Genomic DNA, 12,445 nt, shown 5'->3' with positions numbered 1-12,445 from the left:
CCTTCCAGCTTACGGCTCGAGTGGAGTGATATGACAGACAGCCAACGCATCCAGATCCTCGACCCCCGCCTGGCCAACCAGATCGCCGCCGGCGAGGTGGTGGAGCGCCCGGCCTCGGTGGTCAAGGAGCTGGTCGAGAACGCCATCGACGCCGGCGCGGGCCGCGTCGAGGTGGAGCTGGAGGCCGGCGGTGCCCGGCTGATCCGGGTGCGCGACGACGGGCGCGGGATCGGCGAGGACGACCTGCCGCTGGCGCTGTCCCGCCATGCCACCAGCAAGATCGCCTCCCTCGAGGACCTGGAGGGCGTGGCGAGCCTGGGCTTTCGCGGCGAGGCCCTGGCCTCGATCAGCTCGGTGTCGCGGCTCGAGCTGGTCTCCAACACCCACGAGGACCCCACCGGCGGCTGGCGGGTGGTGGTGGAGGGGCGTCGCATGGAGCCCCGGGTCACCCCCTCGCCGCATCCCCGGGGCACCTCGGTGACGGTGCGCGACCTCTTCTTCAACACCCCGGCCCGGCGCAAGTTCCTGCGCACCGAGAAGACCGAGTTTGGCCACGTGGAGGAGGCCTTCCGCCGCCAGGCCCTGTCCCGGCTCGACGTCGGCTGGGTGCTGCGCCACAACCAGAAGACCATCCACCAGCTGCGTCCGGGGGGCGACCTGGTGGGCCACGAGCGGCGTCTCCAGGCGTTGCTCGGCAAGGCCTTCCTGGAGAATGCCCTGCACCTGGACATCGAGACCGGCGGGCTGCGCCTCTGGGGCTGGGTGGGCCTGCCCACCCATTCCCGTGCCCAGGCGGACCAGCAGTACTTCTTCGTCAACGGCCGGGTGGTCCGCGACCGCCTGGTGGCCCATGCCATCCGCCAGGCCTACCGCGACGTGCTCTTCCATGGCCGGCATCCGGTGTTCGTGCTGTATCTCGAGGTGGATCCCACCGTGGTCGACGTCAACGTGCATCCCACCAAGCACGAGGTGCGCTTCCGCGACGGACGGATGGTCCACGATTTCCTGTTCTCCAGCCTGCATCGCGCCCTGGGCGAGGCCCGGGCCGGGGCGGCTCCGGAAGGCGAGGGCGGCAAGCCGGCGGTCCGGGAGGAGGCGGTCGTGGCGGAGACCGGCGAGGTGCGCGAGGCACCGCCACAGCCGACCTGGCAACAGCAGCCCATGGCGCTGCATGGGCGCGAGGAGGGGAACGAGCATAAGGTGACCCCGGACCGGGTCCGGGCCTTCATGGAAGGCTACCGGGCCCTGCACCCGGAACACGAGGAGAGCCTGCTCACGCCCCAGCCCGCCGCGCCGGGGGCCGGCGGCACCGCCGCCGGGGTCGCCCTGGCCGAGCGCCAGGGCCAGGCGACGCCGCGGCCGGCCATGCCCGAGGCGGATGCCACCCGGGCGCCGCCCCTGGGCTATGCCGTGGCCCAGCTTCACGGCATCTATATCCTGTCCCAGACCGAGCGCGGCCTGGTGGTGGTCGACATGCACGCGGCCCACGAGCGCATCGTCTACGAGCGCATGAAGGCCCAGGTCCATGGCGGGGCGCTGGAGGCCCAGCCGTTGCTGGTGCCGGTGTCCCTGGCGGCCAGCGCCGCCGAGGTGGCCACCGCCGAGGGCGAGCGCGAGGCCTTCGCCCGCCTGGGGGTGGAGCTCGATGCGGCCGGGCCCGAGACGCTGCTGGTGCGCCAGGTGCCGGCACTGCTGGTCGACGCCGACGTCGAGCCGCTGATCCGCGACATGCTCGGTGACCTGGAGCGTTACGGCCGCTCGGATCGCATCGAGGCGCATATCAACGAACTGCTGGCCACCATGGCTTGCCATGGCAGCGTGCGGGCCAACCGCCAGCTGACCCTGGAGGAAATGAACGCCCTGCTGCGCGACATGGAGCGCACCGAGCGCAGCGGCCAGTGCAACCACGGTCGCCCCACCTGGACCGAACTGAGCATGAAGGAGCTGGACCGCCTCTTCCTGCGCGGCCAATGACAGACGACGAACGACCATGAATGATACCCGCCCACCGGCGATCTTCCTGATGGGCCCCACCGCGGCCGGCAAGACCGACCTGGCCATCGAGCTGCACGAGCGGCTGGGCTGCGAGCTGATCAGCGTCGACTCGGCGATGGTCTACCGCGGCCTGGACATCGGCAGCGCCAAGCCGTCCGCGGAGGAGCTGGCCCGGGCCCCGCACCGCTTGATCGACATTCGAGAGCCCGACGAGCCCTATTCGGCGGCGGAGTTCCGCGAGGATGCCCGCCGGGAGATGGCCGCCATCACCGATGCCGGCCGGGTGCCGCTGCTGGTGGGGGGCACCATGATGTACTTCCAGCGGCTGACGGAGGGCGTGGCCAACCTCCCCTCGGCCGATCGCGAGGTGCGTGCCGAGCTGGAACGCGAGCTCGAGCGCCAGGGCCTCGCCGCCCTCCATACGGAGCTCGCCCGGGTCGATCCCGTCGCCGCCGAGCGCATCCATCCCAACGATCCCCAGCGGCTGATGCGGGCCCTGGAGGTATACCGCGTCAGCGGCCGTCCGCTCACCGCGCTGTGGCGTGAGCAGCGGCCGGAAACCTTTCCCTGGCGCACGCTGTCGATAGGGCTCGCGCCCGCCGACCGGGCCATGCTGCATGCGCGCATCGCCGCTCGCTTCGACGCCATGCTGGAGGCCGGCTTCCTCGACGAGGTCGCCGCCCTCCGGGCACGCGGGGGGCTTCACCCCCAGCTGCCGGCGATGAAGAGCGTGGGCTATCGTCAGGGGTGGGAGTACCTGGAAGGCGCGCTGGATTACCCGACCTTCCGGCACCGGGGCATCGTCGCCACCCGCCAGCTGGCCAAGCGGCAGCTGACCTGGATGCGCGGCTGGCCGGAGCTGCACTGGGTCGACAGCCTGGGCCCGGACCCCCTCGGCGAGGTCCTGAAACTGGTGCGCGAATTCGGCACTTAGCGTAAGATGGCCGTTTCGAGTGGCCGTCTGATCGGGCCCGTCGGTTAATTCGTGTCGCCCCTGGCGGGGGCGAGCACACCAAGATCAACCCCAGAGACAACTCAGGGAGAGCAACATGTCCAAAGGGCAGTCCCTTCAAGATCCGTACCTGAACATCCTGCGCAAGGAGCGCATTCCGGTATCGATCTTCCTGGTCAACGGCATCAAGCTGCAGGGCCAGATCGAGTCCTTCGACCAGTTCGTCATCCTGCTGCGCAACACCGTCAGCCAGATGGTCTACAAGCATGCCATCTCCACGGTCGTGCCGTCGCGCAACGTGCGACTGCCGGCCCCGGACGCCGGAGCGCAGTCCGACAGCAACGCGTGAGGTATTGATTGTTTTTCGAACGTCCCGACGCCGGTGAGACGGCGGTCCTCGTCCATGTGGATTTCCAGGACGAGCAGGAGCGAGAGGATGCCGGCGAGTTCCTCGAGCTCGTGCGCTCGGCCGGCGCGGAGCCGGCCACCCTGCTGACCGGGTCGCGCAACCGGCCCGACCCGCGTTCCTTCATCGGCTCGGGCAAGGTCGAGGAGCTGCGCGAGGCCCTGGATGCCCACAAGGCCGAGCTGGTGATCTTCAACCATGCCCTCAGCCCCTCCCAGGAGCGCAACCTCGAGCAGTCGCTGAAGTGCCGCGTCCTCGACCGCACCGGGTTGATCCTCGACATCTTCGCCCAGCGCGCGCGGACCCACGAAGGCAAGCTGCAGGTCGAGCTGGCTCAGCTGGAGTACATGTCGACCCGGCTGGTACGGGGCTGGACCCACCTGGAGCGCCAGAAGGGCGGCATCGGCCTGCGTGGTCCCGGCGAGACCCAGCTGGAGACCGACCGGCGGTTGCTGCGTGCCCGCATCAAGGCGATCCACAAGCGCCTCGACAAGGTACGCAGCCAGCGCAGCCAGAACCGCCGTGCCCGGTCCCGGGCCGAGATCCCCAGCGTGTCCCTGGTCGGCTATACCAACGCCGGCAAGTCGACGCTGTTCAACGCCCTGACCGCCTCGAGGGTCTATGCGGCCGACCAACTGTTCGCTACCCTCGACCCGACGCTGCGGCGCCTGGAGGTCGAGGACGTCGGGCCGGTGGTGCTGGCCGATACCGTGGGGTTCATCCGCCACCTGCCGCACAAGCTGGTGGAGGCCTTCCAGGCGACCCTCCAGGAGGCCGCCGAGGCCAGCCTGCTGGTGCACGTGATCGACGCCGCCGACCCCGATCGCGAGCTCAACGTGAGCCAGGTGGAGGACGTGCTGGACGAGATCGGTGCCCTGGAGGTGCCGACCCTGAAGGTCATGAACAAGATCGACCTCTTCGACAGTGCCCCGCGCATCGAGCGTGACGGCGAGGGGCGCCCCGAGGTGGTCTGGCTGTCGGCACGGGACGGCAAGGGACTGGAGCTGTTCGAGCAGGCGCTCTCCGAATGCCTGGCCGACGACATCATCGACTTCGAACTGACCCTGGAGCCGCAGCAGGGCAGGCTGCGGGCCGGCCTGCACGAGCTGGGGGCGGTGCGCGACGAACGCTTCGACGAGCAGGGGCGCACCCTGCTGGAGGTACGGCTGCCGCGGCGCGACTTCCTGCAGCTGATGGCTCGGCTCGGCGAGCGAGCCGACGACTACCTGCCCGAGACGCTGCAGGATCGCCCCCTGTGGGAACAATGAGTCGCCTTCGGGTGCCGGCCGGTGCAGGCCGGCCGGCGCCACAAGGATCGCAACCGATGCCTGCCGCGCATGGCGGCGGCGGAATGGAACGCATAGTGGAGACGACGTATGGCCTGGAATGAGCCCGGTGGCGGCAACCAGCACGATCCCTGGAGTGGGGGAGGGCGCCGTGGCGGAAGCGGCGGCGGTGGCCGTGGTGGCGGCAACCAGGGGCCGCCCGACCTCGACGAGGCCCTGAAGAAGTTTCAGGACAAGCTCAACAGCATGCTGGGCGGCCGCGGAAAGCGTGGCGGCGGCGGCGGAGGCGGTGGCGGCAAGCCGCGCAATGCCTTCGCCCTGCCCGGCCTGCTGTTGATCGTGGCCCTGGCGATCTGGGCGGCCTCCGGCTTCTACCTGGTCGACCAGTCCGAGCGCGGCGTGGTACTGCGCTTCGGCAAGTTCCAGGAGGTGGTCACCCCCGGCCTGCAATGGAACCCGCCGCTGATCGACGACGTGCGCATGGTCAACGTCACCCGGGTACGCTCGGTGAGCCAGACCCAGTCGATGCTGACCCAGGACGAGAACATCGTCTCCGTCGAGATCTCGGCCCAGTACCAGGTCGCCGATCCGCGCGGCTACGTGCTCAACGTGCGCAACCCGGAGCTGTCGCTGGAGAACGCCCTGGACTCGGCGCTGCGCCACGTGGTGGGCGGCACCGACATGATCGACATCCTGACCTCCGGCCGCGAGATCCTCGGCACCGCGGTGGCCAGCCGCCTGCAGTCCTACCTGGACAGCTACGGCACCGGCATCCGCCTGCAGACGCTCAACGTCGAGTCCACCTCGCCGCCCGACGCGGTGCAGGACGCCTTCGACGACGTCATCCGCGCCCGCGAGGATCGCCAGCGCACCATCAACCAGGCCATGGCCTACGCCAACGCCGTGATACCCGCCGCCCAGGGCCAGGCCCAACGCATCGTCGAGCAGGGCCAGGGCTATCGCGAGTCCGTGGTGGCCGAGGCCCGCGGTCAGGCCAACCGCTTCAATGCGTTGCTGACCCAGTACCAGGACGCCCCGGCGATCATGCGCGAACGCCTCTATCTCGACGCCCTGTCCGAGGTCTACGGCGAGACCGCCAAGGTGATGGTGGACGTGGACAGCGAGGCGCCGCTGATGGTGCTGCCCATGGATCGGCTGAGTCGCGGCTCCACCGGCGGGATCGCCGGCGAGAGCGGCCGCGACGAGCTCGATCCCGCGGTGCTCGAGCGCCTGCGCGCCACCCAGTCCTCCAGTGACAGCAACCGCAACTCCAGCAGCAACGGAATCCGCAGGGAGGGCCGTTAATGATGATCAACAACCGATCCCTGCTCATCGTCGGCGGCCTGGCCGCCGCCGCCTGGCTGGCCAGCAACAGCCTCTACGTGGTGGACGAGACCGAGCGCGCGGTGAAGCTGCGCTTCGGCGAGGTGGTCGAGGAGAACATCCAGCCGGGGCTGCACTTCAAGGTGCCGATCACCCAGACCATCCGCAAGTTCGACACCCGGGTGCTGACGCTGGACACCGATGCCAGCCGCTACCTGACCCTGGAGCAGAAGGCGGTGATCGTCGACTCCTACGTCAAGTGGCAGGTGGTCAACCCGACCCGCTACTACGAGGCCACCTCGGGCAACGAGATGCAGGCGGTGCGGCTGATCCAGCCACGGGTCGACGAGAGCCTGCGGAACGAGTTCGGCCGCCTGAACCTCCAGCAGATCATCTCGGAGAAGCGCGACGAGCTGATGACCGGTCCCACGGAGGAGCTCGACCGCCTGATGCGGGAGGAGCTCGGCGTGGCCGTCCTCGACATCCGGGTCAAGCGCATCGACCTGCCCGAGGACGTGTCCTCGGCGGTCTACGACCGCATGCGCTCCGAGCGCGAGCGGGAGGCCCGCGAGTGGCGCGCCCAGGGCCAGGAAGAGGCGGAGCGCATCCGCGCCAACGCCGACCGTCGTCGCCAGGTGCTGCTGGCCCAGGCCAACGAGCGCTCCGAGACCCTGCGCGGTGAGGGCGATGCCGAGGCCGCGGCGATCTTCTCCGAGGCCTATGGGCAGGACGAGGAGTTCTTCTCCTTCTGGCGCAGCCTCGATGCCTATCGCAACAGCTTCAAGGGCGACGGCAACATGCTGGTGCTGGATCCGTCCAGCGACTTCTTCCAGTACCTGAAGAGCCCGCGTCCTCAGGCCGGGGAGTGACGGCCGTGGCGGGGCGGCGACGCCGCCCCGCCACGGGGTTCATCCCGTTCCCAAACGTGGTAGACTCCTGTAACCGGGCGTGGCCCGGTTTTTTTGTGGCCTCTCCACTTCCCCGGCAACCCCCTCCGGCGCTCCCGCCACGTCACGCCGCGAGGCTTGCCGAAGGCCCAACCACCGTCTTGCAGGAAGAACGACATGACCATCGCTGACCGCTGGCTGTTGCCCGACGGCATGGACGAGGTGCTGCCGCCCCAGGCCAGCCGCATGGAAGAGCTGCGCCGGGCATTGCTCGACCTCTACCATCGCTGGGGCTACGATCAGGTGATGCCGCCCCCCGTGGAGTTCCTCGACTCCCTGCTCACCGGTACCGGCACCGAGCTGGACCTCCAGACCTTCAAGCTCACCGACCAGCAGACCGGCCGCATGATGGGCGTCAGCGCCGACGTCACGCCCCAGGTCGCGCGCATGGACGCCCACTCCCTGAAGCGCCAGGGGCCGGTGCGGCTGTGCTACTGCACCAACGTGCTGCGCGCCAAGGCCGACCAGCACCAGGGCGGCCGCAGCCCGGTGCAGGTGGGGGTGGAGCTGTTCGGTCATGCCGGGCTGGAGGCCGACGTGGAGATCCTGCGCCTGGCGCTGACCAGCCTGCAGGCCGCCGGCGCCGGCGAGGTCCACCTGGCGCTGGGTCACATCGGCATCTACCGTAGCCTGGTGGAGGCCGCCGAGCTCACCCGGGAGCAGGAGAAGGCGGTGTTCGAGGCCCTCGAGCTCAAGTCCCCGGGCGAGCTGGCGGCGCGGGTGTCCGAAAGCGTCGCCGACCCGTCGCTGGCGGCGATGCTGTGCGCGCTGGGGGAGCTGCATGGCGGCCCCGAGGTGCTGGACGAGGCCCGCGAGGCCTTCGCCGAGGCGCCCCAGGCGGTGGGTGCGGCCCTGGACCAGCTGCGCGCGCTCCATGCCGGCGTGGCCGCGGAGCATCCCGAGGTCGACCTGTACTTCGACCTGGCCGAATTGCGCGGCTATCAGTACCACACCGGGATGATGTTCGCCGCCTACGTGCCCGGCTACGGCCAGGCGCTGGCCAAGGGAGGGCGCTACGACGACACCGGGCGAGCCTTCGGCCGTGCCCGCCCGGCCACCGGTTTCTCCCTGGAGCTCAAGCTGCTGGCCACCCTGGTGCCCAGCGAGCCCCGCCACGACGGCATCTGGGCCCCGGCGGAGGGAGAGGGCCTGGCGGAGGTCGTCAACGCCCTGCGCCAGCAGGGCGAGCGGGTCGTGCAGGCGCTGCCGGGGCAGCGCACCGGCCCCGAGGAACATCGCTGCCATCGACGCCTGGTCCAGGCCGACGGCGGCTGGCAGGTGGCGCCCCTGGCGTCGACCCCCGATCAGGCCTGACGCAGGCAGACACGATACCGGCACCGCCCCCGACTCCGGCGGCGCAGCAACGAGAGACGAGAGCACTATGGGCAAGAACGTAGTCGTACTGGGCACCCAGTGGGGTGATGAAGGCAAGGGCAAGGTCGTCGACCTGCTGACCGAGTCCGCCGGCGCGGTGGTGCGGTTCCAGGGCGGGCACAATGCCGGCCATACCCTGGTCATCGATGGCGAGAAGACCGTCCTGCACCTGATCCCCTCCGGCATCCTGCGTGACGACAAGACCTGCGTGATCGGCAACGGCGTGGTGCTGTCGCCTGAGGCCCTGATCGAGGAGATCCGCGAGCTGGAGGCCAAGGGCGTGCCGGTCCGCGAGCGCCTGCGCCTGTCCCCGGCCTGTCCGCTGATCCTGCCCTACCACGTGCGCCTCGACCAGGCCCGGGAGAAGGCCCGCGGCGTGGCCAAGATCGGCACCACCGGACGCGGCATCGGCCCGGCCTACGAAGACAAGGTGGCCCGTCGCGGCCTGCGCCTGGGCGACATGCTGCACCGCGAGCGCTTCGCCTCCAAGCTCGGCGAGGTCCTGGACTACCACAACTTCGTGCTGACCCAGTATCACGGCGAGGAGCCGGTGGACTTCCAGCAGGTCCTCGACGACGCCATGCGCATGGCCGACGAGCTGCGAAGCATGGTCTGCGACGCCGTGACCCTGGTGCACGATATCCGCAAGGCCGGCGACAACATCCTCTTCGAGGGCGCCCAGGGCTCGCTGCTGGACATCGACCACGGCACCTACCCCTTCGTGACCAGTTCCAACACCACCGCCGGCGGCACCGCCACCGGCTCCGGCGTCGGCCCGCTCTACCTGGACTACGTGCTGGGCATCACCAAGGCCTACACCACCCGCGTCGGGTCCGGTCCCTTCCCCACCGAGCTGTTCGACGAGCACGGCCGTCACCTGGCCGAGAAGGGCCACGAGTTCGGCGCCACCACCGGCCGGGCACGGCGCTGCGGCTGGTTCGACGCCGTGGCCCTGCGCCATGCCGTGCAGATCAACTCGGTGTCCGGCCTCTGCCTGACCAAGCTCGACGTCCTGGACGGCCTGGAGAACATCCGCGTCTGCGTGGGCTATCGCAGCAAGGACGGCGACGTCCTCGACACCCCGGTGGATTCCGAAGGCTACGAGGCCATCGAGCCGGTGTACCAGGACCTGCCCGGCTGGTCCGAGTCCACCCTGGGCGTCAAGCGCGTCGAGGACCTGCCCGCCAACGCCCGTGCCTACATCTCCTTCCTCGAGGAGCAGGTGGGCACCTCCATCGACATCATCTCCACCGGCCCGGACCGCAACGAGACCATCGTGCTGCGCAATCCCTTCGCCGAGCACTGAGGTCGCCGGCGCCCGCCGGCGTCGAGATCACGCCATAACGAACGCCGCCCGGGAGGACCCGGGCGGCGTTCTCGTATCCGGCACGCGTCCTCACGCGGGCGGATGAACGAGCCGTAGGGCAGGTAAGCGAGCGTGCGAGCGCACCTGCCATGAGGCAGGCAAGTCGGAAGAATCGGTAGATGCGCTGGCGCTTATCTGCCTTACGACGGCCATGAGCGCACCCTGGCTCATTCGGTGGCGACATCCCCCGTTCACGCTGATCTGCGAAGTACCAAAAAGATCGCCCCGCACGGGGCGGGGCGATCCTCGTCGAGAGCGCCGGCGAGGCCGGCTCGATGGTGGGGGTCAGACGCTCTTGGGCTCGCTGGTCAGGCCCTTGACGATGGCGTAGCAGGCTGCCAGCAGCACCAGGGTGAAGGGCAGGCCGGTGGTGATCACCGCCGTCTGCAGGGCCGTCAGGCCGCCGCCCAGCAGCAGGGCGATGGCGACGGCGCCCTCGATCAGGGCCCAGAAGATGCGCTGCGGCTTGGGCGCGTCCACCTTGCCGCCGGCGGTGATGGAGTCGATCACCAGGGACCCGGAGTCCGAGGAGGTGATGAAGAACACCATCACCAGCACGATGCCGACGAAGGACGTGATCGCGGTCAGCGGCAGCTGGCCGAGCATCACGAACAGCTGCAGCTCCAGGGCCGCTTCCTGAACGCCCTGGAAGCCATCCCGAACGACCTGGTCGATGGCGGTGCCGCCGAAGGAGGTCATCCACAGCACCGAGACCACGGAAGGCACCAGCAGCACGGCGATCAGGAACTCGCGGACGGTACGGCCGCGGCTCACGCGGGCGATGAACATGCCGACGAAGGGTGACCAGGAGATCCACCAGGCCCAGTAGAAGGCGGTCCAGCCCTGGCTGAAGTTGGCGTCCTCGCGGCCGAACGGCATGGACAGCGCCGGCAGGTTCACCAGGTAGGACATCAGGTTCTCGAAGAAGCCGGTGGCGATCAGCAGGGTCGGACCGACGAAGATCACGAACAGCAGCAGCAGGAGGGCCAGTACCATGTTGAGCTGGGAGAGGCGCTGCACGCCCTTCTCCACGCCCAGCAGGATGGAGCACAGCGCCACGGCGGTGATGCCCATGATCAGGATGACCATGGTGGCGTTGGTGTTGGGTACGCCGAACAGGTAGCTAAGCCCCGCGGAGGCCTGGGAGGCCCCGAGCCCCAGGGAGGTCGCCAGGCCGAAGAGGGTGGCGAACACCGCCAGGATGTCGATGACATGGCCCGGCCAACCCCAGACGCGCTCGCCCAGGATCGGGTAGAAGATCGAGCGCATGGTCAATGGCAGGCCCTTGTTGAAGGAGAACAGGGCCAGCGCCAGGGCCACCACCGCATAGATCCCCCAGGGGTGGAGGCCCCAGTGGAAGATGGTGGCGGCCATGCCCAGCGAGATGGCGGCATCCTGGTTACCCGCGGCGGCGCCCAGCGGCGACCAGTCGGTGCGTACCCCGTTCTCCACGGTGGTGCCGCCCATGGCGGTGCCGAAGTGGGTCAGCGGCTCGGAGACGCCATAGAACATCAGGCCGATGCCCATGCCCGCGGCGAACAGCATGGCGAACCAGCCGGCATAGCTGAAGTCCGGGGTGGCATGGGCCCCCCCGATCCTCACCTTCCCGAGGGGGGTGAAGATCAGCACGATCGACAGCACCACGAAGATGTTGGCGGCCAGCAGGAAGAACCAGGACAGGTTCCCGGTCAGCACGCTGAAGATGGCGTTGAAGATCGGCTCCACCTGATCCTGCAGGGCCAGGGTGATGATCACGAAGAACAGGATCACCAGCGAGGAGAAGGTGAAGACCTTGCCGTGAAGGTCGAGGCTCACGCCCAGCTTGGTGGTGGCGATGTTGTCCTGACCGATCACGTAATCGGTATCGATGAGATTGGCCGGGCCCTCGGGGGCGGGAATGCCCTCCCCCGGGCCGGCCGCCTCTGGGGCTTTGTTGTCGTTCGTCACGAGAGTCTCTCCTTGTCGACGTCGATGTGCGAAGTGTAGGCGTCAATCCTGCGAGGGACGCACCAGAAAGACCGAAGCCTTGGTGTGGGTGGCGACCTTGCCGCCATGGGACGGGATGACGACGTCCAGATGCTTCGGCGGGTGGGTCGGCATGATCACCAGGTCGGCGCTGACCTCGTCGATGGCATCGATGAGGACGTCGTCGAGCTCGGCGATCGGATCCGGCGTGGTGAAGACCCGGGCGCTGACCGGCTGGCCGTGCACCTTGGCCCGCTCCTGGGCGAAGGCTTCCAGCTTCTGCTGATACTCCTCCGGATTGTGGGCCACGCTGCCCGGGACCGTGGAGGTCACGGCCACGTAGCAGACCTCGGCCTTGTAGTGCCTGGCCTGATCCGCCACCACCTGAAGCGATGGTTCGATCACATCGAAATGCGCCAGGTCCACTGGCACCATGATCTTCTTGAACATGCCTACGCTCCTTCTGGGTCGGGTATCGGCTGTCATACCCGACAAGTGTGGCCTCTCGATGACCGTGAAGCTTGTCACGCTTTCAACGGATTACGCCGTCGATCGGTGCACGCTCGGGCGTGCAGGGATGGCTCGCCGGTGGCGAGCCATGACCCATGGCCATTTCGAATAACGCATTGTAATCAAGCGCTCTTTTCCTGATAACCATAAATTAGATAAACCCTTGCCTTCATTGGGGCTTTGCTCGTTGCGGCATAGTCTTGTCCTGGGGCGATGCCCGGCGGAGAAGGGCACTATCGTTGATGATCAATCCCGGGCTCGGTGGAGGGCGGCCCCGACGGTAGTTGTCTTTGCATAGATATTTATGATGCCAAAGCCATA

General features: G+C 68.5%; 10 protein-coding genes. 8 read left to right on the top strand and 2 right to left on the bottom strand.

What is annotated here, in order from left to right; genetic code table 11:
* Nucleotides 1–30 precede the first annotated feature (30 nt).
* The 8 genes from mutL to BEI_RS13640 all read left to right on the top strand — a co-directional run bounded on the left by mutL (nucleotide 31) and on the right by BEI_RS13640 (nucleotide 9,589).
* Nucleotides 31–1,974 carry a DNA mismatch repair endonuclease MutL gene (gene mutL, locus BEI_RS13675; protein WP_097790044.1) on the top strand — a complete coding sequence of 648 codons (1,944 nt, stop codon included), beginning with the start codon at nucleotides 31–33 and terminating at the stop codon, nucleotides 1,972–1,974.
* Between the two features lie 16 nt (nucleotides 1,975–1,990).
* On the top strand, nucleotides 1,991–2,929 hold the full coding sequence (gene miaA, locus BEI_RS13670; protein WP_097790043.1) for a tRNA (adenosine(37)-N6)-dimethylallyltransferase MiaA: 939 nt from the start codon (nucleotides 1,991–1,993) through the stop codon (nucleotides 2,927–2,929).
* A gap of 115 nt (nucleotides 2,930–3,044) precedes the next feature.
* Nucleotides 3,045–3,296 carry an RNA chaperone Hfq gene (hfq, locus tag BEI_RS13665; protein WP_097790042.1) on the top strand — a complete coding sequence of 84 codons (252 nt, stop codon included), beginning with the start codon at nucleotides 3,045–3,047 and terminating at the stop codon, nucleotides 3,294–3,296.
* 8 nt (nucleotides 3,297–3,304) lie between these two features.
* Nucleotides 3,305–4,621 carry a ribosome rescue GTPase HflX gene (gene hflX, locus BEI_RS13660; RefSeq protein WP_097790041.1) on the top strand — a complete coding sequence of 439 codons (1,317 nt, stop codon included), beginning with the start codon at nucleotides 3,305–3,307 and terminating at the stop codon, nucleotides 4,619–4,621.
* 108 nt (nucleotides 4,622–4,729) lie between these two features.
* A complete protein-coding gene (gene hflK / locus BEI_RS13655) occupies nucleotides 4,730–5,944 on the top strand; it encodes an FtsH protease activity modulator HflK (RefSeq protein WP_097790040.1) in 1,215 nt (404 codons plus the stop codon).
* Nucleotides 5,945–5,946: 2 nt separating this feature from the next.
* Nucleotides 5,947–6,831: a protease modulator HflC gene (gene hflC, locus BEI_RS13650; RefSeq protein WP_097791089.1), complete on the top strand. Its 885-nt coding sequence runs from the start codon at nucleotides 5,947–5,949 to the stop codon at nucleotides 6,829–6,831.
* A gap of 195 nt (nucleotides 6,832–7,026) precedes the next feature.
* Nucleotides 7,027–8,223, top strand: coding sequence for an ATP phosphoribosyltransferase regulatory subunit (locus BEI_RS13645; RefSeq protein ID WP_097790039.1), 1,197 nt, complete (start codon nucleotides 7,027–7,029; stop codon nucleotides 8,221–8,223).
* 67 nt (nucleotides 8,224–8,290) lie between these two features.
* Nucleotides 8,291–9,589, top strand: coding sequence for an adenylosuccinate synthase (locus BEI_RS13640; protein WP_097790038.1), 1,299 nt, complete (start codon nucleotides 8,291–8,293; stop codon nucleotides 9,587–9,589).
* 345 nt (nucleotides 9,590–9,934) lie between these two features.
* On the opposite strand, the gene BEI_RS13635 is transcribed toward BEI_RS13640, so the two are convergent.
* Together BEI_RS13635 and BEI_RS13630 are read right to left on the bottom strand one after the other, a co-directional pair.
* Nucleotides 9,935–11,596: a BCCT family transporter gene (locus BEI_RS13635; RefSeq protein WP_097790037.1), complete on the bottom strand. Its 1,662-nt coding sequence runs from the start codon at nucleotides 11,594–11,596 to the stop codon at nucleotides 9,935–9,937.
* 42 nt (nucleotides 11,597–11,638) lie between these two features.
* Entirely contained in the window at nucleotides 11,639–12,064 is a 426-nt protein-coding gene (locus tag BEI_RS13630; RefSeq protein WP_097790036.1) for a universal stress protein, read from the bottom strand.
* Nucleotides 12,065–12,445 lie beyond the last annotated feature (381 nt).

It is taken from the genome of Halomonas beimenensis (assembly GCF_002549795.1).
Classification (GTDB): Bacteria; Pseudomonadota; Gammaproteobacteria; order Pseudomonadales; family Halomonadaceae; genus Halomonas; species Halomonas beimenensis.
Note: the sequence above shows the minus strand (reverse complement) of the source record. Positions and strands in the feature narration are given on the sequence as shown.